The following is a 26,216-nucleotide window of genomic DNA, read 5'->3' on the forward strand; positions in this document are numbered from 1 at the left end:
TCATGACGCAATACTGGCTGGGGTTAGATTGTGGCGGAAGCTGGCTAAAAGCCGGCCTGTATGACCGCGAAGGCCGGGAGGCAGGCGTGCAGCGCCTGCCGCTGTGCGCATTAAGCCCGCAGCCAGGCTGGGCAGAGCGCGATATGGCAGAACTGTGGCAATGCTGCATGGCTGTCATTCGCTCCCTGCTTACCCATTCCAGCGTTAGCGGGGAGCAAATTGTCGGCATCGGTATCTCCGCACAGGGAAAGGGCTTGTTTTTGCTGGATAAAAACGACAAGCCGCTCGGTAACGCCATTTTGTCCTCGGATCGCCGGGCGATGGAAATCGTTCGTCGCTGGCAGGAAGATAGCATCCCGGAAAAACTCTACCCGCTGACCCGACAAACCTTGTGGACCGGGCATCCGGTGTCGCTGTTACGCTGGCTGAAAGAACACGAACCAGAACGCTACGCGCAAATTGGCTGCGTGATGATGACGCACGACTACCTGCGTTGGTGTTTAACCGGCGTCAAAGGCTGTGAAGAGAGCAATATTTCCGAATCCAATCTCTACAACATGAGTCGCGGGGAATATGACCCGTGCCTCACCGACTGGCTGGGGATCAGTGAAATCAATCACGCCCTGCCGCCTGTTGTTGGATCTGCCGAAATCTGCGGGGAAATCACCGCTCAGACAGCCGCACTGACCGGTCTGCAAGCGGGTACGCCCGTTGTCGGCGGCCTGTTTGATGTGGTTTCTACCGCACTCTGCGCCGGAATCGAAGACGAATTTACCCTCAATGCGGTAATGGGCACCTGGGCGGTGACCAGCGGCATAACCCGCGGTTTAGGTGACGGTGAAGCGCATCCGTATGTCTATGGCCGCTACGTTAACGACGGTGAATTTATCGTTCACGAAGCCAGCCCTACCTCTTCCGGCAATCTCGAATGGTTTACCGCGCAGTGGGGAGAAATCTCGTTTGCAGAGATCAACCAGGCTGTTGCCAGCTTACCGAAAGCCGGTGGCGATCTCTTTTTCCTGCCGTTCCTGTACGGCAGCAACGCCGGACTCGAGATGACCAGCGGTTTCTACGGGATGCAGGCCATTCACACCCGCGCACACCTGTTGCAGGCCATTTATGAAGGCGTGGTGTTCAGCCATATGACCCACCTCAACCGGATGCGCGAACGTTTTACTGATGTGCACACCCTGCGCGTCACTGGCGGCCCGGCGCACTCCGATGTCTGGATGCAAATGCTGGCGGACGTTAGCGGACTGCGTATCGAACTGCCGCAGGTGCAAGAAACGGGCTGTTTTGGCGCGGCGCTTGCCGCCCGCGTCGGCACCGGAGTTTATCGCGATTTCAGCGAAGCCCAGCGCGATCAACAGCACCCGGTGCGTACCCTGTTACCGGATATGACCGCCCATCAGCTTTACCAACAAAAATACCAACGCTATCAGCACCTCATTGCCGCACTACAGGGCTTTCATGCCCGCGTTAAGGAGAACACATTATGAGCAGACCACTTCTGCAACTGGCCCTCGACCACTCATCACTTGAAGCCGCACAGCGCGACGTTACGCTGTTAAAAGACAGCGTCGATATCGTCGAAGCAGGCACTATTCTCTGTTTAAACGAAGGGCTTGGCGCGGTGAAAGCCTTGCGCGAACAGTGCCCGGACAAAATCATCGTTGCTGACTGGAAGGTCGCCGATGCTGGTGAAACGCTCGCGCAACAGGCGTTTGGCGCAGGCGCTAACTGGATGACCATCATCTGCGCCGCACCGCTCGCGACGGTGGAAAAAGGCCACGCGATGGCGCAACGCTGCGGTGGTGAAATCCAGATAGAGCTTTTTGGTAACTGGACGCTGGACGACGCCCGCGACTGGCATCGTATTGGCGTGCGGCAGGCGATTTATCATCGTGGTCGTGACGCGCAGGCCAGCGGGCAACAGTGGGGCGAAGCCGATCTGGCACGCATGAAGGCGCTTTCCGATATCGGCCTTGAGCTTTCCATTACCGGCGGGATTACGCCTGCTGACCTGCCGCTGTTTAAAGATATCCGCGTGAAGGCATTTATTGCCGGACGAGCACTGGCAGGCGCAGCAAATCCGGCACAGGTAGCTGCCGACTTCCATGCGCAAATCGACGCTATCTGGGGAGGCGCACGTGCGTAATCATCCGTTAGGGATTTATGAAAAAGCGCTGGCGAAAGATCTCTCCTGGCCGGAGCGGCTGGTGCTGGCAAAAAGCTGCGGTTTTGATTTTGTCGAAATGTCGGTGGATGAAACTGACGAGCGTCTGTCGCGCCTTGACTGGAGCGCCGCACAAAGGACTTCGCTGGTTGCCGCGATGATCGAAACGGGTGTTGGGATCCCGTCGATGTGCCTGTCCGCACATCATCGTTTTCCCTTTGGTAGCCGTGACGACGCGGTACGCCAGCGAGCACGGGAGATCATGAGCAAAGCAATTCATCTGGCGCGCGATCTCGGTATTCGCACCATTCAACTGGCGGGCTACGACGTCTATTACGAAGCCCATGACGAAGGCACGCAGCAACGTTTTGCCGAAGGGCTGGCATGGGCGGTTGAACAGGCAGCCGCCGCGCAGGTGATGCTGGCGGTGGAGATTATGGATACCGCGTTTATGAACTCCATCAGCAAATGGAAAAAATGGGACGAGATACTCGCTTCGCCGTGGTTCACCGTCTACCCGGACGTCGGCAACCTTAGCGCCTGGGGCAATGATGTTCCCGCTGAACTGAAACTGGGCATTGACCGTATCGCCGCCATCCACCTGAAAGATACCCAGCCAGTGACCGAGCATAGCCCCGGACAGTTCCGCGACGTGCCGTTTGGCGAAGGTTGCGTCGATTTCGTTGGCATCTTCAAAACGCTGCATGAACTGAACTATCGCGGATCATTTCTGATTGAGATGTGGACCGAAAAAGCCAAAGAGCCGGTGCTGGAGATTATTCAGGCACGGCGCTGGATTGAAGCGCGTATGCAGGAGGCCGGATTTATATGTTAGAACAACTGAAAGCCGACGTGCTGGCGGCGAATCTGGCGCTTCCCGCTCACCATCTGGTGACGTTTACCTGGGGCAATGTCAGTGCGGTAGACGAGACGCGGCAATGGATGGTAATCAAACCTTCCGGCGTCGAGTACGACGTGATGACCGCCGACGATATGGTGGTGGTTGAGATAGCCAGCGGCAAGGTGGTGGAAGGTAGCAAAAAGCCCTCGTCCGATACGCCAACGCATCTGGCGCTTTATCGTCGCTATGCAGAAATTGGCGGTATTGTGCATACCCACTCGCGCCACGCCACCATCTGGTCGCAGGCCGGGCTGGATCTCCCCGCCTGGGGCACCACGCACGCCGATTATTTCTATGGTGCCATCCCCTGCACGCGACAGATGACCGTAGAGGAGATTAACGGCGAATATGAATATCAGACCGGCGAAGTGATCATTGAAACTTTCGAAGAACGCGGCAGGAGTCCGGCACAAATCCCGGCGGTGCTGGTGCATTCTCACGGCCCGTTCACTTGGGGTAAAAACGCCGCCGATGCGGTGCATAATGCCGTAGTGCTGGAAGAGTGCGCCTATATGGGCCTGTTCTCGCGCCAGCTTGCGCCGCAGCTCCCTGCGATGCAAAACGAACTGCTGGATAAGCACTACCTGCGTAAACATGGGGCCAATGCCTATTACGGGCAGTAATCTCTCACGCCGGGGCTTCATTGCCCCGGCACTACGAATTGATATGTTCCTTGCTGTAACGTCGCTTCCACGCAGCTGGCGTTAAACCGGTGTGTTTGCGAAAAATCTGCCGGAAATAGCCAACGTCATTAAACCCGCACAACGCCGCCACTTCCGTGAGCGATCGCGCTTCGCTAATTAACAGCTTTTCGGCTTCGCGCACCCGCTGGCGGTGGATTGCTTCTGTTAACGTCAGATGAAACACCCGCCGATAGACGCGCCCAAGATAATCGGCATTGCAGTACAGCTCGCGGGCTAAAAGCGCCGTGGAAAGCGGGCGATGATATTGCGTGCGGATCAGTTTCTGCGCTTTCCAGGCAAGCGTGGTACCTGCGGCATCGGCCTGTTCATCAAGACGCGCGTCACGGGTGAGTTGCTGCAAAATCAGCAGCACAATAAACTCCAGCGCCGGAGTGCGTTGATGCTTTTCCTGTTCGCTTAAGAACTGGCGAAACAGGGCCACCAGCGCCTGCGGATCGGCAACCTTCGTTTGTTGCGGCACGCTAAGATGAGTGAGCCAGCGCGGGTCGCTATCCGGCGCTTTAACCTCAAAATGCAGCCAGTAAAATTTGAGATCGGCGGGAAAATCCTCTACCCCAACATGCTGTCGGTTCGGCCAGAGTAATAAACTCTCTCCCGCATCGACCAGAAATATCCGCTCTTCTTCCTGAATCGCTAATCGACCTTTTTCGACAAAGATAATTTCCCATGACTCCAGCCGCCTTGCCGGATGCCTCCCTACGCCACGGGAAATAAATAATCCACCATTTTGCACTTTAATCGGTAACGTCATGGATAATTCGAGCATTGATATGTAATTTCCCGCTTATTCATTAATGATTAAACACATTACCTTTTGATTATTAATCAAAAACATTAATTTCACCTGATCCAATTCACACTTTTAAATTCAGGTCGGAATCGTCACCTTTTTTTACTCTTTTCTCGCCTTGTTGATATTCCAGATAACGGCGAAATTAATCAGGTCATTGCAATAAAACAAAAAAATGCTCTCTATTTGCGAGGAATATCTATGACCTCTACACCGATTACCACCGCTGATATCGCTAAAGGTAAAATTGACGACGCGTTATCTGTACGGGAAAAAATAGGCTACGGCCTGGGTGACGCTGGCGGCACCGTCATAACCTGCCTGATCATGAACTTTCTCACCTTTTTCTACACCGACGTTTTTGGCTTAACTCCGGCGCTGGTCGGCACGCTGTTTATTGCACTGCGCGTGTTTGATGCCATCTCCGACCCGGTGATGGGCGTCATTGCCGACCGGACGCAAAGTCGCTGGGGGCGCTTTCGTCCGTGGCAGTTGTGGATTGCCATTCCCATCGGCATTATCGGCATCCTGACGTTCACCGTGCCAGATGCCAGCATGGGAGTAAAAATCGCCTGGGCGTTCGGCACTTACCTGCTCCTTTCAGTCGGTTATACCGCCATCAACGTGCCGTACTGCGCGCTGATCAACACCATGACCACCCGCCACAATGAAGTGATCTCCTGCCAGTCCTGGCGATTCGTTCTCTGCGGCGTAGCGGGATTTCTGGTTTCGGTTGGCTTGCCGTGGATGGTGGATCTCTTCGGTCAGGGCAACGCGGCACGCGGCTATCAACTGGGCGTCGGCGTGCTGTGCGCCATCGCTGTGGTGATGTTCCTGTGCTGTTTCTTCTGGGTTCGTGAACGGGTGCCACTCTCCACAATGGGGAAATTTACCCTGCGCGAACATCTTGCCGGGCTGCGAAACAACGACCAACTGCTGCTGATGCTGGTCATGTCTTTCCTGCTGATTAACGTCTTTAATATTCGCGGCGGTGGGTATATGTACTTCATTACCTACGTCTTACAAGGCAGTACGGGCTACACGTCGCTGTTCTTCACTATGGTCACCTTCGCCTCCATTATCGGCTCGGTGATTGTCAGCCCGTTAACGCGACGTTTCGATACCGTCAAAATTTACTACTACACCAACCTGCTCCTCGCCGCGCTGGCGGTGTTGATGTGGTTCCTGCCTTCTGGCCCGGCTTATCAAACGCTGTGGCTGGCGGTGATCCTTGGTAATGGCGTGATTCTTGGCTTCACATTGCCATTGCACTTCTCATTGATGGCCTTTGCCGATGACTACGGCGAGTGGAAAACCCGCGTACGTTCTTCCGGCATGAACTTCGCCTTCAATCTGTTTTTCATCAAGCTGGCCTGGGCCTCCAGCGCCGGGATCATCAGCCTGCTGTTTATTTTTGTCGCCTACCAGCCAGGCGTGGAAAACCAGACCGCCAGTTCGCTTGGCGGGATCGCGGCGATGGAAACATTGCTGCCTGCGCTGTTCCACCTGCTGCTGGCGATGGCGATCCGCTTTTGCAAACTCAATAACCCTATGATGTCACGCATTGCTAGCGACCTGCGTCAGCGTCATGTACAGCCTTAAGGAGCACAAGATGAACATTTCGGAAGTCGATCTGCATAAACTGACGGTCAGCGATCCGTTCCTCGGTCAGTACCAACAACTGGTCCGCGACGTGGTGATTCCTTATCAGTGGGATGCCTTGAACGATCGTATCCCAGAAGCGGAACCCAGCCATGCGATTGAAAACTTTCGCATTGCCGCAGGACTGCAAGACGGTGAATTTTACGGGATGGTGTTTCAGGACAGCGACGTCGCCAAATGGCTGGAAGCGGTAGCCTGGTCGCTGTGCCAGAAGCCGGATGCCGAACTGGAAAAAACTGCTGACGAGGTAATCGAACTGGTCGCTTCCGCCCAGTGCGAAGATGGCTATCTCAATACTTACTTTACGGTAAAAGCGCCCGAAGAACGCTGGAGCAATCTGGCGGAGTGTCATGAACTTTACTGCGCCGGTCATCTGATTGAAGCCGGAGTCGCCTTCTTCCAGGCCACGGGCAAGCGGCGCTTGCTGGAAGTGGTTTGCCGTCTGGCCGATCATATCGACAGCGTATTTGGTCCAGGTGAAAGTAAGTTACACGGTTATCCTGGTCACCCGGAAATTGAACTGGCACTAATGCGCCTATATGAAGTGACCGAAGAGCCGCGCTACCTGGCGCTGACGAACTATTTTGTCGAACAGCGTGGTGCGCAACCGCACTATTACGACCAGGAATATGAAAAGCGCGGGCAGACCTCGCACTGGCACACCTACGGCCCGGCGTGGATGGTGAAAGACAAAGCCTACAGCCAGGCACATTTGCCCATCGCACAGCAGCAAACTGCCATTGGTCACGCGGTACGTTTTGTCTACCTGATGACCGGCGTCGCGCATCTCGCGCGTTTAAGTCACGATGAAAGCAAGCGTCAGGACTGCCTGCGGCTGTGGAACAATATGGCCCAGCGTCAGTTATATATTACCGGCGGCATTGGCTCACAAAGCAGCGGCGAAGCGTTCAGCAGCGATTACGATCTGCCGAATGACACGGTATACGCCGAAAGCTGTGCTTCCATCGGCCTGATGATGTTCGCCCGGCGAATGCTGGAAATGGAAGGCGACAGTCAATATGCCGATGTGATGGAGCGCGCACTGTACAACACCGTGCTCGGCGGCATGGCGCTGGATGGCAAACATTTCTTCTATGTGAATCCGCTGGAAGTACATCCAAAATCGCTGAAATTCAACCATATCTACGATCACGTTAAGCCGATCCGCCAGCGTTGGTTTGGTTGCGCTTGTTGTCCGCCAAATATCGCCCGCGTGCTAACCTCGATTGGTCATTATCTCTACACGCCGCGTGAAGATGCGTTGTATATCAACATCTACGCAGGAAACAGCATGGAAGTGCCGGTAGAAAATGGCACGCTGCGTCTGCGGGTTAGCGGAAACTATCCGTGGCAGGAACAGGTGACAATTGCGGTTGAATCGCCCCAGCCGGTGCGTCATACGCTGGCTTTACGTCTGCCGGACTGGTGCACACAGCCGCAGATTACATTGAATGGGGAAGAGGTCGAGCAGGATATTCGTAAAGGGTATTTGCACATTACCCGCGAATGGCAGGAGGGCGACACGCTGAATCTGACGTTGCCAATGCCGGTACGTCGCGTTTACGGTAACCCGCTGGTGCGTCACGTCGCCGGAAAAGTGGCGATTCAGCGCGGCCCGCTGGTGTATTGCCTGGAACAGGCCGACAACGGCGAGTCACTGCATAATCTGTGGCTGCCCACCGATGCGCCATTTACGACATTTGAAGGTAAGGGATTGTTCAGCCATAAGATCTTAATCCAGGCACCGGGTTACCGGTATGAACAGAGCTATCCAGAGCAGCAACCGCTGTGGCATTACGACAGCGCGCCAGCCAAACGCCAGCCGCAAACTCTGACATTTATCCCGTGGTTTAGCTGGGCTAACCGGGGTGAAGGCGAAATGCGGATCTGGGTGAATGAGGAAAAGCATTGCCATCCGTAGGTTGGATAAGGCGCTCGCGCCGCATCCAACGTAGGGTGCACATTGCCTGATGCGACGCTTAACGCGTCTTATCAAGCCTGAAGGTCAGTGCGAGAGCGTAGGCCAGCCGCACCGACATCCATCGGTAAATTAAAAACGCCAGCTCACGCCGGTGACAAAGGTAAAACTCTCATTACGATCAATCATCGGGCTGTCGGTAATCTCTTCCGGCAGCTCGCTGTATCCGGCACTCGCCATCAATACGATGTGCTCTCCTATCGGGTATTTTGCCGTCAGGCTGACATAGGGCACCCAGGCATCCTGCGCGGAATAACTTGCCAGACCGCTACGACGGGACTCACTCTCTGAAATGCCATAGTAATAGTCACTGAAATTCTCGTCATAATAGAGAACGCCCAGTGCAGGTGTCAGCGACAGGCGACCTATCTGCATTTTGTGAAATACCGATAGCTCCCCCACCCAGCCGTTGCTGTTATCCAGAACGTCCGCAGCCGCAGAGGCTTTCACGGTTCCCCAACGCTCGTGGTGATACCAGGCAACCCCCGCCATAGCCGTACTATCACGCTTATCAAGCTGTTGCATGGCATGATCGTCATTATCTGCAGGGTCAAATTCCAGCGGCATCCAGGATGCGGTCAGGCTAAGTTCATTTTTTTCACTTTGCGACAGAATAAAACCTAACGTGGTCTGACGAACATAAAAAGAATCACCTTCATAACTAATCAGCGGAATTGCCTTTGTATTTTCATTATAACCACGATAAGGCGATTCATTATAAGCTGCACCAGCACCAATGGATAATTCAGAAGCAGTAGCGCTTGCCATAAAAGGCAACGTAAATAACGCCACAATATTGCGGTTAATTAACATGTCCGGTATTCCATTTTAAAATAAGATAAAAAAGAGTCGGCATAATAATGCTTACAATTTCTCCGGTGCAAGATTCATATTTATATAGTAATATATAAAATTATATATAATTGGGCTGTTGCGATGACAAAATTACAACTTAAGTACCGGGAGTTAAAAATTATCTCGGTAATCGCTGCCAGTGAAAATATCAGCCATGCCGCGACTGTACTTGGATTCGCACAGGCCAACGTCAGCAAATATCTTGCTGATTTTGAATCAAAAGTAGGTTTAAAAGTCTTTGACCGATCCACCCGGCAGCTGATGCTCACACCTTTTGGTACCGCGCTGTTACCGTACATCAACGACATGCTGGACAGAAACGAGCAACTTAATAATTTTATTGCAGATTATAAGCATGAGAAACGTGGTCGGGTCACCATCTACGCCCCAACCGGCATAATTACCTATTTATCCAAACATGTTATCGATAAAATTAAAGATATCGGTGATATCACCTTATCGCTAAAAACCTGCAATCTTGAGCGTAATGCCTTTTATGAAGGTGTCGAATTTCCCGATGATTGTGATGTTTTAATCAGCTATGCTCCACCAAAAGATGAATCGCTGGTTGCCAGTTTTATTACGCAATATGCCGTAACCGCTTATGCCAGTCAGCGCTATCTTGAGAAACATCCCATTAGCCGTCCTGACGAACTCGAACATCACTCCTGTATTTTGATCGACTCGATGATGATCGACGACGCGAATATCTGGCGCTTCAACGTCGCCGGGAGTAAAGAGGTGCGGGATTATCGCGTGAAGGGAAATTACGTTTGCGACAACACGCAATCGGCGCTGGAGCTGGCACGAAATCACCTGGGGATTGTGTTTGCGCCAGACAAAAGTGTGCAGAGCGACCTGCAAGACGGCACGCTGGTGCCCTGCTTTCAGCAACCGTATGAATGGTGGCTGGATCTGGTGGCTATCTTCCGTAAACGGGAATACCAGCCCTGGCGGGTCCAGTATGTGCTGGATGAAATGCTGCGTGAAATTCGCCACCAGCTTGCTCAGTCGCAGCAACTGCGGCCTGAACAAGCGGCGGAAAGCGAAGATTAATGATCGAGATAAAGGTAATGCACCCAACTGGTCATGCGTAACAGCACTTTGCGCATCACCGAGACATGGCTGAAATGATCAGAGTAAACCGCCACCTGGGCGTAAATACCGTCTGGTAAAGCGCTCAACTCAGTGTGCTCATCCAGTTCAATGGTCGCGATAACGCCATCTGAACCCGGTGCTGTGTTTAACGTCTGTAAGGTGCCGGTCGACTGATAAGCTCCGCCGGGAACAGCTGGACTAATGGCTGCCAGCTTACCGCTGAATACCTTACCTGGCAGAGCATTAAACACCACTTCCGCATCATCGCCGGGAGCCAGTCGCAGCAAGGAGTTCTGACGGAACTGCGCCACAATTTGTCGTTTCTGATCGGGTATAAACACCATCACAGGACGTAGCGGCAGCGATGCGGCATAGGTACCCGGACGAATCAGCACTTGGGTCACATAACCATCGCTCGGCGCACGCACTATCGTCTGCTCAAGGTTATATTTTGCTTCCGCGAGCTGCGCTTTCAGGCTGGCGATTTGAGAATGTTCACCCAACACCAGGCTATCCAGCTGGCTCTGGATCTGTTTTTGTTCCGCCGCCGATGACTTTACGGAGGCTTCCTGCGCCAGATAATTTTGCCGCGCCACATCAATATCGCGTTCTGAAAACGGGTTTACTTTCGCCTGGCTGCCGCGTGCGTAACGCTGGTACTCTTTAGCGAATTTATCCCGCGTGGCCTTTGCCTGCTGAGTATTCGCCGCCATCTCATCTAACTCTGCGCCCAACGCCCGCTGTTTATGTTCTGCGGTAACGATATCCGCCATCAGCCGATCCACCCGCGCCTGATAACGCGTCGGGTCCAGTCGAAATAGCACCTCACCTTTTTTAATCAGCGTATTTTTCTTGTCCGTCACTTCGATCACCACGCCTGTCACCTGCGGGACAACAGGAATAGAAATAACCGCTTTTTGCGCTTTAAAGGTATACGGATGGTTATAGTTCATTAACAGAATTAGACCGCTGACAATAAATATGCCACCCAGGGCCGCGGTGGGAATGGTCCATTTATTTACAGGAATTTTGAAGATCTTAAACATTGCCCATGCGAAAGCCACATAGGTCAAAATAATCAGTAAATCCATAAGTATTACTCGGCAGAAGAGGATTTGATGTCGGCGAGCTGTTTCTCCAGCCCGGCAATACGCTGTTGTAGTTGCACAACGGAGGAGTCATGGTTTTGCATTCCCCATCCCCGCTCCGGGCGGTAAAGCGTGGCCCAAATCCACAAAAATGGCCAGATAACATGCAGCGTAAAAAGACTCACCCAACCAGCAACATGAATGGCGTCGGCATGAGGATGATTACGTTTTTTAGCAATCAGGTAGGGAATATCATGTAAAATAATAATCCCATAGAATATCACCAGAAATACAAAAATAAGCACTCCCAGTGCAAAATAGTCCAGGAACATATTTCCCTCAGAGAATATAAAAAAGAACAATTAACGCATATTATGAAATGCCATGATGCAGTGCAATTTCCTTATTTATATAACGACATATTGTTTTTTATATACTTTCTGAAGTGTGCTACCTGGCTTTTCAACAGGTCGAGGTTTATCATATTGAAATAATGGAACTATTGACCAAACTAATGAATAACCCCAGTAAAACATCCACAGTACAGATAAAGCGTATTAAACCTTCAATTATCTACCGTTTATTGCTGATTGGCCTCGGAACACCAATGGTGATTTACGGTCTGGTTTGCGGCGTTTTAGGCATGTTTGGCTACGATCAGGTGAGATGGAACGACACCGTGATCCACGGCCTGCTGGCCCTGCCTGCGGGATTGCTTGCAGGCCTGTCAGTCAGTGTGTTCCTCACCGTGGTGATTGGCACCATCGCTTGTTTTGGTCTGTGGCTGTACAGCCTGGTCCGCCCGCTCACCATCGAAACGCGAGATTAAACGCCCGGCAATACACGCCGGGCAGCTTCCGCCAGAAACGCACTTCTGTTGGCGTAGTCTGGGTTATTGCGCACGTAGGTATCAATCTTGTTCAGTAATCTTTTCGGCATCGTAATATTGATACGTTCAGCCCGACCTTCGAACTGATTCATATTGATATCCACCAGCAACCATTGCCCGCCAATAAAGTCCTGCGCACGCTGGACCAGATGTGTTTCCACAGAGCCTGGAAGCGGCAACTCTTCATTCATCTCGCATAAGGTTTCGAAGTGCGCGACCAGTGCACTTCGCGCATCCTGGAAAGCGTTGTCCAGCGTATCACCAGCAAAATAACAGCCTGGAACATCAGGGAAAAAACCGCTGGCGCTGCCGTCAGGATCACTGTGGATATAGGCGGGATAAAACATATTGCCTCCTGAAATTTTAAAATGTTAAACCAGCCTGACGCCCAATTTGCGCCAGCGTACCGTGCTTAATATCTTTTTTAGGGTGCGGAACCGTCACCAGACCCGGATGAACAGGGTGGCGGAACTGATGATGACTACCACGGGTTCGAATATGTTCCCAGCCATGCTGCTTCAGGATGGCGATCACGTCTGCACTTTTCACATCCCTGCCCTTCCATGATTATACACACGATACACACACATTTAGCAATAACAATCACGATAGCGCGATTTATATGGGCCGTCAGGGGGATAAAGTTGACTCAGGAATGCCGTTCGGAAGAAGAATAACAGTGTGCAGTAACTTGTTGAAAAGATGTGAGGAGACTCGTAATTAAGTTCAATCAATATTCAGTCATTCAAGACGTAGACATTTGAATTGGTAAAACGCGCAAACGTCGCATCAGGCAATGAATACCCGATGCGACCAGCTTCTTACATCAGAACAGCCCCAACGGTTTATCCGAGTAACTCACCAGCAGGCACTTGGTTTGCTGGTAATGCTCAAGCATCATCTTATGGGTTTCGCGCCCGATACCCGACTGCTTATAGCCACCAAACGCCGCATGTGCCGGGTAAGCGTGATAACAGTTGGTCCACACTCGCCCGGCCTGAATGCCGCGCCCCATCTTATAGGCCAGATTACCGTTGCGGCTCCAGACACCAGCCCCCAGACCATATTGCGTGTCGTTCGCCAGCTCCAGCGCTTCTTCCATCGTTTTGAAGGTGGTTACCGCCAGCACCGGACCAAAAATTTCTTCCTGGAACACGCGCATATTATTCTGACCAAACAGAATCGTCGGTTCGAGGTAGTAGCCGTCTTTCAGTTCGCCTTCCAGCAGCTTGCGCCGCCCACCGGTGAGCACGTCTGCGCCCTCTTTTTTACCGATATCAATGTAGTTGAGGATGGTTTCCAGTTGCCCGTGCGAAACTTGCGCCCCCATTTGCGTCACGCTGTCGAGCGGGTTACCGCTGCGAATGCTTTCGACACGGCGGATGGCGCGTTCCATAAAGCGTTCGTAGATAGACTCCTGCACTAAAGCACGGCTTGGACAGGTGCAAACTTCGCCCTGGTTAAAAGCAAACAGTGCAAAGCCTTCCAGCGCTTTATCGAAAAAGGCATCTTCTTCATCCATCACATCAGCAAAGAAGATATTTGGCGACTTGCCGCCCAGTTCCAGGGTTACCGGAATAATATTTTGCGTGGCGTACTGCATAATTTGTTGGCCCACTTCCGTTGAGCCGGTAAACGCCACTTTGGCGATGCGTTTCGAGGTCGCCAGATATTCGCCAATTTCCCCACCAGCGCCGTTAACCACGTTCACCACGCCCGGCGGCAGTAAATCACCAACGATTTCCATTAGCAGCAGTACAGAAAGCGGGGTAAGACGTGCGGGTTTCAGCACCACACAGTTGCCCGCCGCCAGCGCGGGAGCCATTTTCCAGCTCGCCATCAACAGCGGGAAGTTCCACGGGATAATCTGCCCCACCACGCCTAACGGTTCGTGGAAGTGATAAGCCACGGTTTCGCTATCCACTTCGCTAATACCGCCTTCCTGCGCCCGAATACACGAGGCGAAATAGCGGAAGTGGTCAATCGCCAGCGGCACATCAGCAGCACTGGTTTCGCGAATGGGTTTGCCGTTATCCCAGGTTTCAGCCGTCGCTAAAAGTTCGAGGTTTTGCTCCATTCGATCGGCAATCTTAAACAGAATCGCCGCGCGATCCTGCACCGAAGTATGCGTCCATTTATCTTTCACTTTATGCGCAGCATCCAGCGCCAGATCGATATCTCGTTTACCCGAAGACGCCACTTCGCACAGTAGCTGCCCGGTCACCGGCGTCAGGTTCTGGTAATACTCGCCGTCGGCGGGCGCGACCCATTCGCCGCCAATAAAGTTGTCATAGCGGGCTTTTAACTTGAGGGGGAAGCCATACTCGCCGGGCTTAATCTGTGCTGAAGGGGGATTGTTGGTCATGATCGTCTCCTTGCGGTGTGAGGTATAACAAGGGTAGACGTGACTGGCGAAATCTTCGCCAGCTGGTGATAGCTTTACGACGGCTATCACGAATTTACGGGCAAGGATTACAGAGATAACTAAAACTCTCTCAAAAATCGCAAATTTTGAGAGAGTTGAAAAAATGGCTGACAATTAGCCAGCCATTGTGGGAATGATGATTACATCGCCGCGCGATAAATCGCCACAATTTCTTCGTGAGTTGCCTGAATCGGGTTAGTAAAGCCGCAGGCATCTTTCAGGGCATTGGTCGCCAGTACCGCGAAATCTTCTTCTTTCACGTTCAGGTCACGCAAGCCTGCCGGGATATTCACTTTCTTCGCCAGTTCACGGATGGCATTGATGCAGGCTTCTGCACCTTCCGCGTCGTTTTTACCTGTCACGTTAACACCCATCGCGGCAGCGCAGTCACGCAAACGTGCAGCAGCGACTTTACTGTTGAATACCTGAACGTGCGGCAGCAGAACGGCGTTACATACACCGTGCGGCAGATTGTAGAAACCACCTAACTGGTGCGCCATCGCATGAACATAACCCAGAGACGCATTGTTGAACGCCATACCCGCGAGGAACTGAGCGTAAGCCATTGCTTCGCGCGCTTTCTCATTGCTGCCATCTTCAACGGCTAAGGGCAGGTTTTCGGCAATCATAGTCACCGCTTTCAGTGCGCAAGCGTCGGTGATCGGCGTGGCGGCAATAGACACATACGCTTCGATAGCGTGCGTTAAGGCATCCATACCCGTTGCAGCGGTCAGTGACTTCGGCATACCGATCATCAGCGAGGAGTCATTGACAGAAAGCAGCGGAGTGACGTGCTTATCCACAATCGCCATTTTGATGTGACGTGCTTCATCGGTGATGATGCAAAAACGGGTCATTTCTGATGCCGTACCCGCCGTGGTGTTGATGGCGATCATCGGCAACTGCGGTTTTGCAGAGCGGTCAACGCCTTCATAATCGCGGATATCGCCGCCGTTAGCTGCAACCAACGCAATACCTTTTGCACAGTCGTGCGGAGAACCACCGCCCAGGGAGATTACGCTATCGCAATTATTTTCTTTAAGTAATTTCAAACCTGCGGCGACGTTTTCCGTGGTTGGGTTAGGCTGGGTGCCATCATAAATAACGCTAAAAATATTGCGCTCTTCCAGTGCTTTTTGCACATCGCCCGCCATACCCAATTTCGTTAACATATTGTCAGTGACAATTAAGGTACGGGTAAATCCATAATCTGCCATCATATTCATTGCATCATTCAATGAATCAGCACCAATAACATTCACGGAAGGAATAAAAAAGGTTGAAGCTGCCATAACACACTCCTGAAAGAGTAAAAAAGGGCCGGCAGCTTACTGAGGATTTTCATTTGAAAATATGATCAACATTACCGTTTATTAAAATATTTTTAATAAAAAGCACGTTACATTCATCAAATAACGTGCTTCCTTAACATTAATAAGAACTTTGTATTAATTCATATTTATTATGAATTAATCGTTCCCTTATTTTTCTGGAAATAATAATGCGTCGCGCAATAAATGATCATTTCCACGGCGACGCGTAAAGCCAATACGGTCAAAATATTCCAGAATTTGAATTGCCAGCTTTCGGCCTACGCCTAAGCGATCGCGGAAATCCGCCGCGCAGGTTGAACCACATTCCTGATCGAGATCGCGGATCATATTGGCAAATTCGACAATCCGATCGTTACGGTAATAACGATCTTTGACGATCGCAGTGATTATCCCCTGTTGGGCCGCCTGGCGTAGCGTCAAACGCATTGCCTGCTCGTCGATTCCCGTCTCTTTTGCCAGGTCACGCACCCACCACGGCTCGTCACCAAACAGCGGCTCCGCTTTTTGCCAGATAGCCTGCTGCTCTTCGCTGAATCCCGCTTTATGATCCGGCAGATGCAGCCAACCGTGATGACTGAGGATGTCGCCGCTTTCGCGCATCTTTTCAATCAGCAACAGCACCAGCGCTTCATCTTCCATTGGCAACGCCATGCGCCGCAGACGCTCGCGCCCAGGACCTGGTTCATCGCGATGCTGCTCATGATAAGTCGCCAGGGTATCGAGAATTTTCCGCTGCCAACGAGCGGCAACCGGTGCATTCAGCAAGCTGTAACCGGCCTGAATATAGCCCGGTTGCTGCAGCAGTTCACGCATCCCTTCGCCGTTGAGCTGGCGCGCCCAGGCGAAATCAGCAAGGTTAACCGCTCCGCGTTCCAGATGAATAGCTAACGCATCGGCATCGCTCTGCGCCCGTGCAAGAGACGCCAGCCATTGCAGATATTCCGGCTTACGCTTACCGCGACGCGGCGGGTTAAGCATCACCACGCGCGCCCCCGCCAGCGTGTTGCGGGCCGAGATATCGCGTAGCACTAAGCGATCGTTATCTGCCAGCCACAGCGGCGTGTCGAACACCAACTCGGCAAGGTTATCTTCCAGCAGCGAAACGCGTCCCGTAACGTGGCTGGCGGCGTGGTGAATATGCAGCGGCTGCCACTGGGTCAACGGTGTATGAGTTTGAAGCTCGACTATCACCCGCGTAAACGGCTCCGGCGGCGCATCGGCAAGCAACCAGTCCCCACGGTTAATCTGTTCTTTTTCCGCATCACCCGCGATGTTAAGCGCAATACGCTGCCCGGCATGAGCTGCATTTGTTGGCTGATTTTGCGCATGCAGCGCACGCACGCGCATCGGTTTATTTACACCAGTCAGCCAGAGTGAATCGCCTACCTTCACTTCCCCACTTAACGCCGTACCGGTGACGACCAGCCCGGCACCTTTTACGGTAAAAGCACGGTCGATAGCGAGGCGGAAGCTATGTTGGCTGGCGTGTTCACGTTCTGGTAACTGAAGCAGATGCTCGCGCAGGGCATCAATTCCCCGGCCTTCGGTTGCTGCGGTGATAAACAGTTTTGCCTCAGCAAAACCGTATTCCCGCAGCACCTCCTTTACCTGGCGTTCAACTTCATCAACACGCGTTTCGTCCACGCGATCGGCTTTGGTCAGCGCCACTGTCAGCATCGGGTTACCGGTCAGCTGCAAAATCGCCAGATGCTCACGAGTCTGTGCCATCACGCCGTCATCGCACGCCACCACCAACAGCGCGTGATCGATACCCCCGACGCCCGCCAGCATGTTGGAAAGAAACTTTTCATGACCGGGAACGTCGATAAAACCCGGAACACGACCATCCGGCTGCGGCCAGTAGGCATAGCCGAGATCGATGGTCATGCCGCGCTTTTTTTCTTCCGGCAGACGATCGGCATTTACGCCAGTAATCGCCTGCAATAAGGTCGTTTTGCCGTGGTCAACGTGTCCGGCAGTCGCAATAATCATTTCAACAACATCTCCAAAAACCGTTGCTCATCTTCAAGGCAGCGTAAATCCAGCCACAATCGTCCGTCATAAATACGACCAATCACCGGCACTGGCAATTCACGCCAGCGGGCGGCTAATGACTCAAGGTGGCTACCGCGTCCATCATGGGGTGTAAACGTTAATGCCGCGCTCGGCAGGCGATCAACCGGCAGCGAACCACTGCCAATCTGCGAAAGACATGGCATAACCTGTACCGCAAACTCCGCGCCGTAATGTGCGGCAAGGGGGGCCTGTAAACGTTGTGCCTGGATTTGAATGACCTCTGCGCTGCGGGTAAGCAGACGCAGAGTCGGTAATTTTTCACTCAGTGCTTCAGGGTGTAGATAAAGACGCAACGTGGCTTCCAGCGCCGCGAGGGTCATTTTATCCGCGCGTAATGCACGCTTCAGCGGGTGGCTTTGCAGGCGGGCGATCATCTCTTTTTTACCAACAATAATTCCTGCCTGCGGCCCGCCTAACAGCTTGTCGCCGGAGAAGCTCACCAGACTGACACCCGCCGCAATCAACTCCTGCGGCATTGGCTCTTTCGGCAAACCGTACTGGCTAAGATCAACCAGCGAGCCACTGCCTAAATCAGTCACTACGGGAACATCCAGCTCTTTGCCGAGCGCCACCAGTTCAGCTTCATCTATCGCTTTGGTGAACCCCTGAATGCTGTAGTTACTGGTATGTACCTTCATCAACAGCGCAGTATTTTCATTCACCGCCTGGCGATAATCATTAGCGTGCGTGCGATTGGTGGTCCCCACTTCGTGTAGGGTGCAGCCTGCCTGACGCATGACATCAGGAATACGAAACGCGCCGCCAATCTCCACCAGTTCGCCGCGAGATACCACCACCTCTTTCCCACTGGCAGTGGCCGCCAACATCAACAAGACCGCCGCCGCATTGTTATTAACGATACAGGCATCTTCCGCCCCCGTAATACGGCACAGCAGCTGCGCCAGCGCCCGATCGCGATGTCCGCGTCCGGCGTCATCCAGATCGTATTCGAGGGTTACTGGCGAACGCATAGCCTGCGCAACAGCCTCCACCGCGGCTTCCGCCTGTAAAGCTCGCCCAAGGTTGGTATGCAGCACGGTTCCCGTCAGGTTGATCACCGGACGCAGCGCGCTTTGCGCCTCTTTCGTCAACCGGGCATCAACTTCTTGCGCCCAGTTTTCACACCACGCGGGTAGCGTCTGGCTGTCACGAATCACTTCTCGCGCTTCGTCAAGCATCTGACGCAGCAACTCCACCACGCGGGTGTGACCATAGGTATCACGCAAAGAAAGGAAAGAGCTATCGCGCAATAAGCGATCAATAGCCGGAAGTTGACTATAGAGGGAACGCGTTTCGGTTGTCATAGGAAACCTGGTTGATCAAGGCCCTCTCACACGGAGAAGGGCGTTTAACATAACCACGGATTGTAACGTGAGATGGGTCAGGAGGACATATCGCGCATCAAGCCTTTGGCGGTTCGGTGCGGGCAAAACTTTCGCGACTAAACAGGTTTTCGACCAGTTTGACTAAGTGTGGGCGGTCGACACACCAGCCTGGCGCAACGCGGCGGAAATTGAGATATCCAACGGCGCAGGCAATGGCGATAGTCGCCAGGTTGACCATATCGGTTTTGAGCGTGCCATCGACCAGATATCCTTCCAGCACATCCAGGCTGCGGTTGATTTTCTCCCGCTGGCGTAACAATTCATCTTCAGACTGCTGCGCCGCCGGACGTGCCTGTTCACGCACCGACACCAGCCCGGCATCCATAATGCCATCCGCCAGCGCCTCAATTTTGCGCACCCGCAACGACTCCAGCGGATCGCGCGGCAACATCGCCGGAGCGACATTCATTAATTCAATATATTCAGCGATGATCGGCGAATCAAACCAACATTCGCCCTCTTCGGTCACCAGCACCGGCACTTTCCCTAACGGGTTAAATTGCGCCACGCCGTTGTCCGCGTTATAGGGCAGTTCATTAATAAATTCGAAAGTTATGCCCTTTTCTAACAACAGAATAGAAAGTTTGCGTACAAACGGGCTGGTGTAGCTACCGACGAGTTTCATGCCGAGTCCTTTGTGCGAGGAAAAATATCAGTATGGCCTGGTGATGGGAAAAAGGGCAGAAAATGTTGATGGTTTGTTACCTCCCAATAAATCACATATTTATCATGGTGATATAAATATTTTCCTAATTGTTCTTATCTGACAGATATCTCACTTAAGGCTTTCTTATAAATCTGTAGGGTTTCGCCTGTCAGCAGACAAATAACCCGATAAAACAAGGATGAGCAGATGAGCGGAAAACCGGCGGCGCGTCAGGGCGACATGACGCAGTATGGCGGTAGCATTGTCCAGGGTTCAGCCGGGGTGCGTATTGGTGCCCCCACCGGGGTGGCCTGTTCGGTGTGCCCCGGCGGGGTGACGTCCGGCCATCCGGTCAATCCGCTGCTCGGTGCGAAGGTCCTTCCCGGCGAAACCGACCTTGCCCTGCCCGGACCGCTGCCGTTCATCCTCTCCCGCACCTACAGCAGTTACCGGACAAAAACGCCCGCGCCGGTGGGTATTCTCGGCCCCGGCTGGAAAATGCCTGCGGATATCCGCTTACAGCTGCGCGATAACACACTGATACTCAGTGATAACGGCGGCAGAAGCCTGTATTTTGAGCACCTGTTTCCCGGTGAGGACGGTTACAGCCGCAGCGAGTCACTCTGGCTGGTGCGCGGCGGCGTCCTGAGACTGGATGAAGGTCACCGGCTGGCCGCACTCTGGCAGGCGCTGCCGGAAGAGCTTCGCCTGAGTCCGCATCGTTATCTGGCGACGAACAGTCCGCAGGGGCCGTGGTGGGTACTCGGCTGGTGTGAGCGGGTGCCGGAGGCGGATGAGGTGCTGCCCGCGCCGCTGCCGCCGTACCGGGTACTGACCGGGCTGGTGGACCGCTTCGGGCGCACACAGACGTTTCACCGCGAAACCGCCGGTGAATTCAGCGGCGAAATCACCGGCGTGACGGATGGTGCCGGGCGTCACTTCCGGCTGGTACTGACCACGCAGGCGCAGCGGGCAGAAGAGGCCCGGCAGCAGGCCTCTTCCGGCGGGGCGGAACAGTCCGCTTTTCCTGATACCCTGCCGGACTACACCGAATATGGCCGGGACAACGGTATCCGCCTGTCTGCCGTGTGGCTGACGCACGACCCGGAATACCCGGACAACCTGCCAGCCACGCCGCTGGTGCGCTATGGCTGGACGCCGCGCGGCGAACTGGCGGCGGTGTATGACCGCAGCAATACACAGGTGCGCAGCTTTACTTACGATGATAAATACCGGGGCCGGATGGTGGCGCACCGTCACACGGGCCGACCGGAAATCCGTTACCGTTACGACAGCGACGGGCGGGTGACAGAACAGCTAAACCCGGCAGGCTTAAGCTACACGTATCAGTATGAGAAAGACCGCATCACCATCACCGACAGCCTGGACCGCCATGAAGTCCTGCATACCGCAGGCGAAGGCGGGCTGAAGCGGGTGGTGAAAAAGGAACACGCGGACGGCAGCGTCACGCAGAGTCAGTTTGACGCGGTGGGCAGGCTCAGGACACAGACGGATGCCGCAGGCCGGACAACAGAATACAGCCCGGATGTGGTGACGGGACTCATCACGCGCATCACCACGCCGGATGGCAGGGCATCGGCGTTTTACTATAACCACCACAACCAGTTAACGTCAGCCACCGGGCCTGACGGGCTGGAAATACGCCGGGAATATGATGAATCCGGCCGTCTGATTCAGGAAACCGCACACAACGGCGATATCACCCGCTACCGTTATGATAATCCACACAGTGACTTACCCTGCGCAACGGAAGATGCCACCGGCAGCCGGAAAACCATGACGTGGAGCCGTTACGGTCAGTTGCTGACCTTCACCGACTGTTCCGGCTACCAGACCCGTTATGACCATAACCGCTTCGGGCAGATGACGGCGGTGCACCGCGAGGAAGGCCTGAGCCAGTGCCGCGCATACGACAGCCATGGACAGTTAATTGCGGTGAAAGACACGCAGGGCCATGAAACGCGGTATGAATACAACGCCGCCGGTGACCTGACCACCGTCATTGCCACGGACGGCAGCAGATACGGGGCACAGTACGATGCGTGGGGAAAGGCCGTCCGTACCACGCAGGGCGGGCTGACCCGCAGTATGGAATACGATGCTGCAGGACGGGTCATCCGCCTGACAAACGAAAACGGCAGCCACACCACCTTCCGTTACGATGTACTCGACCGGCTGATACAGGAAACCGGCTTTGACGGCCGCACACAGCGTTATCACCACGACCTGACCGGCAAACTTATCCGCAGCGAGGATGAGGGACTGGTCACCCACTGGCACTATGACGAAGCAGACCGCATCACGCAGCGAACGGTGAATGGTGAAACCGCAGAACAGTGGCGGTACGACGAACGCGGCTGGCTGACAGGCATCAGCCATCTCAGCGAAGGGCACCGGGTGACGGTGCATTACGGGTATGATGAGAAAGGCCGCCTGACCGGTGAGCGCCAGACGGTGCATCACCCGCAGACGGAAGCACTGCTCTGGCAGCATGAAACCAGACATGCGTACAACGCGCAGGGGCTGGCGAACCGCTGTATACCGGACAGCCTGCCCGCCGTGGAATGGCTGACTTATGGCAGTGGTTACCTGGCAGGGATGAAACTCGGCGACACACCGCTGGTGGATTTCACCCGCGACCGCCTGCACCGGGAAACGCTGCGCAGCTTCGGCCGTTATGAACTCACCACCGCTTACACCCCTGCCGGGCAGTTACAGAGCCAGCACCTGAACAGCCTGCAGTATGACCGCGATTACACCTGGAACGACAACGGCGAACTCATTCGCATCAGCAGCCCGCGCCAGACCCGGAGTTACAGCTACAGCGACTCCGGCAGGCTGACCGGCGTCCACACCACCACCTCAAATCTGGATATCCGCATCCCGTATGCCACGGACCCGGCAGGTAACCGCCTGCCTGACCCGGAGCTGCACCCGGACAGCACCCTCAGCATGTGGCCGGATAACCGTATCGCCCGTGACGCGCACTATCTTTACCGGTATGACCGTCACGGCAGGCTGACGGAGAAAACCGACCTCATCCCGGAAGGGGTTATCCGCACGGATGATGAGCGGACTCACCGGTACCATTACGACAGCCGGCACCGGCTGGTGCACTACACGCGGACACAATATGCAGAGCCGCTGGTCGAAAGTCGCTATCTTTACGACCCGCTGGGCCGCAGGGTGGCAAAACGGGTGTGGCGGCGTGAACGGGACCTGACGGGCTGGATGTCGCTGTCCCGGAAACCGGAAGTGACCTGGTACGGCTGGGATGGCGACCGGCTGACCACGATACAGAACGACAGAACCCGCATCCAGACGGTATACCTGCCGGGAAGTTTCACGCCACTCATCAGGGTTGAAACCGCCACCGGTGAACTGGTGAAAACGCAGCGCCGCAGCCTGGCGGATGCGCTTCAGCAGTCCGGCGGCGAAGACGGTGGCAGTGTGGTGTTCCCGCCGGTGCTGGTGCAGATGCTCGACCGGCTGGAAAGTGAAATCCTGGCTGACCGGGTGAGTGAGGAAAGCCGCCGCTGGCTGGCATCGTGCGGCCTGACGGTGGCGCAGATGCAAAACCAGATGGACCCGGTGTACACGCCGGCGCGAAAAATCCACCTGTACCACTGCGACCATCGCGGCCTGCCGCTGGCGCTTGTCAGCACGGAAGGGGCAACAACGTGGTACGCAGAATATGATGAATGGGGCAACCTGCTGAATGAAGAGAACCCGCACCAGCTGCAGCAGCTCATCCGGCTGCCGGGGCAGCAGTATGATGAGGAGTCCGGCCTGTATTACAACCGCCACCGCTATTATGACCCGCTGCAGGGGCGGTATATCACTCAGGATCCGATTGGGCTGAAGGGGGGATGGAATTTTTATCAGTATCCGTTGAATCCGATCTCAAATATAGATCCATTAGGATTAGAAACACTAAAATGCATTAAGCCACTGCATTCAATGGGCGGAACTGGTGAAAGAAGCGGTCCAGATATATGGGGGAATCCGTTCTATCATCAATATCTTTGTGTCCCAGATGGTAAAGGGGACTATACTTGTGGTGGCCAAGACCAACGGGGAGAATCAAAAGGAGATGGTCTATGGGGGCCAGGTAAAGCAAGTAATGATACAAAAGAAGCTGCTGGCCGTTGTGACCTCGTTGAAACCGATAATAGTTGTGTGGAGAACTGTTTAAAAGGGAAGTTTAAAGAGGTAAGGCCGCGTTATTCTGTATTGCCTGATATATTCACACCTATAAATTTAGGGCTATTTAAAAACTGCCAAGACTGGTCTAATGATTCTTTAGAAACATGTAAGATGAAGTGCTCCGGAAATAACATTGGACGTTTTATTAGATTTGTATTCACCGGAGTGATGTAATGAAATATATTATTTTTTCATTCAGAGCTATATGGCTGGCGTTATCACTTTTAATGCTATTCTTTTCCATGCATAGACTTTCACTATTAGACTCCACTCGTGATGTGAGCGAGTTAATTAGTCTCATGTCTTATGGAATGATGGTAATATGTTTTCCAACAGGCATAGTATTCTTTATTGCTCTAATATTTATAGGGAGTATTTCAGACATTATTGGCGTAAGAATTGATAGTAAGTATATTATGGCGATAATAATATGGCTTTATTTTCTGTCAGGAGGGTATATTCAATGGTTTGTATTAAGTAAGCGCATTATAAATAAATAAAGTTAATTGCTCTTATTATTATATGTAACCTGGGCATTGATATCCCGTATGCAACAGACCCGGCAGGTAACCGCCTGCCCGACCCGGAGCTGCACCCGGACAGCACCCTCAGCATGTGGCCGGATAACCGTATCGCCCGTGACGCGCACTATCTTTACCGGTATGACCGTCACGGCAGGCTGACGGAGAAAACCGACCTCATCCCGGAAGGGGTTATCCGCACGGATGATGAGCGGACTCACCGGTACCATTACGACAGCCGGCACCGGCTGGTGCACTACACGCGGACACAATATGCAGAGCCGCTGGTCGAAAGTCGCTATCTTTACGACCCGCTGGGCCGCAGGGTGGCAAAACGGGTGTGGCGGCGTGAACGGGACCTGACGGGCTGGATGTCGCTGTCACGGAAACCGGAAGTGACCTGGTACGGCTGGGACGGTGACCGGCTGACCACGATACAGAACGACAGAACCCGCATCCAGACGGTTTATCAGCCGGGGAGCTTCACGCCACTCATCAGGGTCGAAACCGCCACCGGTGAGCTGGCGAAAACGCAGCGCCGCAGCCTGGCGGATGCGCTTCAGCAGTCCGGCGGCGAAGACGGTGGTGATGTGGTGTTCCCGCCGGTGCTGGTGCAGATGCTCGACCGGCTGGAAAGTGAAATCCTGGCTGACCGGGTGAGTGAGGAAAGCCGCCGCTGGCTGGCATCGTGCGGCCTGACGGTGGCGCAGATGCAAAACCAGATGGACCCGGTGTACACGCCGGCGCGAAAAATTCACCTGTACCACTGCGACCATCGCGGCCTGCCGCTGGCGCTTGTCAGCGCGGAAGGGGCAACAGCGTGGTACGCAGAATATGATGAATGGGGCAACCTGCTGAATGAAGAGAATCCGCAACAGCTGCAGCAGCTCATTCGCCTGCCGGGTCAGCAGTATGATGAGGAGTCCGGCCTGTATTACAACCGCCATCGCTATTATGACCCGCTGCAGGGGCGGTATATCACTCAGGATCCGATTGGACTGAAGGGGGGATGGAATTTTTATCAGTATCCGTTGAATCCAGTTACGAATACAGATCCTCTGGGGTTAGAAGTTTTTCCTGGACCATTCCCCTTGCCAATTCCATGGCCAAAAAGCCCTGCACAGCAGCAAGCAGATGATAATGCTGCAAAAGCATTGACAAAATGGTGGAACGATACAGCATCACAAAGAATATTTGACTCTCTAATATTGAATAATCCGGGACTAGCATTAGATATAACAATGATAGCTTCTCGTGGAAATGTTGCAGACACAGGGATAACTGATCGTGTCAATGACATAATAAATGACAGATTCTGGAGTGATGGGAAAAAACCCGACAGATGTGACGTACTTCAGGAACTAATTGATTGTGGTGATATTAGTGCTAAAGATGCAAAAAGCACACAGAAAGCCTGGAATTGTCGTCACTCCAGACAGTCAAACGATAAAAAAAGATAGC

At 53.5% G+C, this 26,216-nt stretch carries 21 protein-coding genes and 1 pseudogene; 11 read left to right on the forward strand and 11 right to left on the reverse strand.

Annotated elements, in window-relative coordinates; genetic code table 11:
* Positions 1-2: 2 nt before the first annotated feature.
* The 4 genes from lyxK to araD are packed head-to-tail and all read left to right on the forward strand — an operon-like array spanning position 3 to position 3,700.
* Complete coding sequence (lyxK, locus tag BEB54_RS15110; RefSeq protein ID WP_105277708.1) at positions 3-1,499, forward strand: L-xylulokinase; 1,497 nt, start codon at positions 3-5, stop codon at positions 1,497-1,499.
* Positions 1,496-2,158 (forward strand): 3-keto-L-gulonate-6-phosphate decarboxylase UlaD, encoded by a 663-nt coding sequence (ulaD, locus tag BEB54_RS15115; protein ID WP_000089480.1) that lies wholly within the window; start codon positions 1,496-1,498, stop codon positions 2,156-2,158. Before lyxK ends, ulaD begins: the two co-directional genes overlap by 4 nt.
* The gene (locus BEB54_RS15120; RefSeq protein WP_105282225.1) at positions 2,151-3,011 is read left to right on the forward strand and encodes an L-ribulose-5-phosphate 3-epimerase; all 861 of its coding nucleotides are present in this window, start codon (positions 2,151-2,153) and stop codon (positions 3,009-3,011) included. Before ulaD ends, BEB54_RS15120 begins: the two co-directional genes overlap by 8 nt.
* Positions 3,005-3,700 carry an L-ribulose-5-phosphate 4-epimerase gene (gene araD, locus BEB54_RS15125; RefSeq protein ID WP_105277706.1) on the forward strand — a complete coding sequence of 232 codons (696 nt, stop codon included), beginning with the start codon at positions 3,005-3,007 and terminating at the stop codon, positions 3,698-3,700. Before BEB54_RS15120 ends, araD begins: the two co-directional genes overlap by 7 nt.
* Before the next feature lie 31 nt (positions 3,701-3,731).
* Here araD and BEB54_RS15130 read toward each other — a convergent pair whose 3' ends face one another.
* The gene (locus BEB54_RS15130; protein WP_000891823.1) at positions 3,732-4,547 is read right to left on the reverse strand and encodes an AraC family transcriptional regulator; all 816 of its coding nucleotides are present in this window, start codon (positions 4,545-4,547) and stop codon (positions 3,732-3,734) included.
* Positions 4,548-4,772: 225 nt separating this feature from the next.
* On the opposite strand from BEB54_RS15130, the gene BEB54_RS15135 reads away from it, so the two are divergent.
* Both BEB54_RS15135 and BEB54_RS15140 read left to right on the forward strand, forming a co-directional pair.
* Positions 4,773-6,173 carry an MFS transporter gene (locus tag BEB54_RS15135; RefSeq protein WP_000204811.1) on the forward strand — a complete coding sequence of 467 codons (1,401 nt, stop codon included), beginning with the start codon at positions 4,773-4,775 and terminating at the stop codon, positions 6,171-6,173.
* A gap of 10 nt (positions 6,174-6,183) precedes the next feature.
* Positions 6,184-8,154, forward strand: a complete 1,971-nt coding sequence (locus BEB54_RS15140) for a glycoside hydrolase family 127 protein (protein WP_105277705.1) — start codon at positions 6,184-6,186, stop codon at positions 8,152-8,154.
* 129 nt (positions 8,155-8,283) lie between these two features.
* On the opposite strand, the gene BEB54_RS15145 is transcribed toward BEB54_RS15140, so the two are convergent.
* Positions 8,284-9,024, reverse strand: a complete 741-nt coding sequence (locus BEB54_RS15145) for a MipA/OmpV family protein (protein WP_000906829.1) — start codon at positions 9,022-9,024, stop codon at positions 8,284-8,286.
* Between the two features lie 123 nt (positions 9,025-9,147).
* Here BEB54_RS15145 and BEB54_RS15150 point away from each other — a divergent pair, with 123 nt between their 5' ends.
* Positions 9,148-10,122 (forward strand): LysR family transcriptional regulator, encoded by a 975-nt coding sequence (locus tag BEB54_RS15150; RefSeq protein WP_105282226.1) that lies wholly within the window; start codon positions 9,148-9,150, stop codon positions 10,120-10,122.
* Here the strand turns inward: BEB54_RS15150 and BEB54_RS15155 are convergent.
* Entirely contained in the window at positions 10,119-11,255 is a 1,137-nt protein-coding gene (locus BEB54_RS15155; protein ID WP_000364885.1) for an HlyD family secretion protein, read from the reverse strand. The genes BEB54_RS15150 and BEB54_RS15155 overlap by 4 nt on opposite strands.
* Before the next feature lie 5 nt (positions 11,256-11,260).
* A complete protein-coding gene (locus BEB54_RS15160; protein WP_000478193.1) occupies positions 11,261-11,584 on the reverse strand; it encodes a DUF3302 domain-containing protein in 324 nt (107 codons plus the stop codon).
* A gap of 182 nt (positions 11,585-11,766) precedes the next feature.
* On the opposite strand from BEB54_RS15160, the gene BEB54_RS15165 reads away from it, so the two are divergent.
* Entirely contained in the window at positions 11,767-12,081 is a 315-nt protein-coding gene (locus BEB54_RS15165) for a hypothetical protein (RefSeq protein WP_001064341.1), read from the forward strand.
* Here BEB54_RS15165 and BEB54_RS15170 read toward each other — a convergent pair.
* From BEB54_RS15170 to BEB54_RS15205, 7 genes are all read right to left on the reverse strand, one after another.
* Positions 12,078-12,488 (reverse strand): type II toxin-antitoxin system HicB family antitoxin, encoded by a 411-nt coding sequence (locus BEB54_RS15170; RefSeq protein WP_000499744.1) that lies wholly within the window; start codon positions 12,486-12,488, stop codon positions 12,078-12,080. The two genes, BEB54_RS15165 and BEB54_RS15170, sit on opposite strands and share 4 nt — an antisense overlap.
* A gap of 16 nt (positions 12,489-12,504) precedes the next feature.
* Complete coding sequence (locus BEB54_RS15175; protein ID WP_032185431.1) at positions 12,505-12,690, reverse strand: type II toxin-antitoxin system HicA family toxin; 186 nt, start codon at positions 12,688-12,690, stop codon at positions 12,505-12,507.
* A gap of 277 nt (positions 12,691-12,967) precedes the next feature.
* Positions 12,968-14,506: an aldehyde dehydrogenase AldB gene (gene aldB, locus BEB54_RS15185; RefSeq protein WP_105277703.1), complete on the reverse strand. Its 1,539-nt coding sequence runs from the start codon at positions 14,504-14,506 to the stop codon at positions 12,968-12,970.
* 200 nt (positions 14,507-14,706) lie between these two features.
* Positions 14,707-15,858, reverse strand: a complete 1,152-nt coding sequence (gene yiaY / locus BEB54_RS15190) for an L-threonine dehydrogenase (RefSeq protein ID WP_000741504.1) — start codon at positions 15,856-15,858, stop codon at positions 14,707-14,709.
* A 189-nt stretch (positions 15,859-16,047) separates the two neighbouring features.
* Positions 16,048-17,892: a selenocysteine-specific translation elongation factor gene (gene selB, locus BEB54_RS15195; RefSeq protein WP_032185435.1), complete on the reverse strand. Its 1,845-nt coding sequence runs from the start codon at positions 17,890-17,892 to the stop codon at positions 16,048-16,050.
* Positions 17,889-19,280 carry an L-seryl-tRNA(Sec) selenium transferase gene (gene selA, locus BEB54_RS15200; RefSeq protein WP_000206247.1) on the reverse strand — a complete coding sequence of 464 codons (1,392 nt, stop codon included), beginning with the start codon at positions 19,278-19,280 and terminating at the stop codon, positions 17,889-17,891. The genes selB and selA overlap by 4 nt, the downstream gene beginning before the upstream one ends.
* 97 nt (positions 19,281-19,377) lie before the next feature.
* Positions 19,378-19,986: a glutathione S-transferase gene (locus BEB54_RS15205; protein ID WP_000779790.1), complete on the reverse strand. Its 609-nt coding sequence runs from the start codon at positions 19,984-19,986 to the stop codon at positions 19,378-19,380.
* Positions 19,987-20,214: 228 nt separating this feature from the next.
* Here BEB54_RS15205 and rhsC point away from each other — a divergent pair, with 228 nt between their 5' ends.
* The 3 genes and pseudogenes from rhsC to BEB54_RS15220 all read left to right on the forward strand — a co-directional run.
* Entirely contained in the window at positions 20,215-24,408 is a 4,194-nt protein-coding gene (gene rhsC, locus BEB54_RS15210) for a rhs element protein RhsC (protein ID WP_105282227.1), read from the forward strand.
* Entirely contained in the window at positions 24,408-24,734 is a 327-nt protein-coding gene (ybfB, locus tag BEB54_RS15215) for a protein YbfB (RefSeq protein WP_000873947.1), read from the forward strand. Before rhsC ends, ybfB begins: the two co-directional genes overlap by 1 nt.
* Positions 24,735-24,760: 26 nt before the next feature.
* A pseudogene (locus BEB54_RS15220) lies at positions 24,761-26,215 on the forward strand (polymorphic toxin type 34 domain-containing protein); the annotation flags it as partial.
* Position 26,216: the final 1 nt, after the last annotated feature.

It is taken from the genome of Escherichia sp. MOD1-EC6021, assembly GCF_002965245.1.
Taxonomy (GTDB): Bacteria; Pseudomonadota; Gammaproteobacteria; order Enterobacterales; family Enterobacteriaceae; genus Escherichia; species Escherichia coli_F.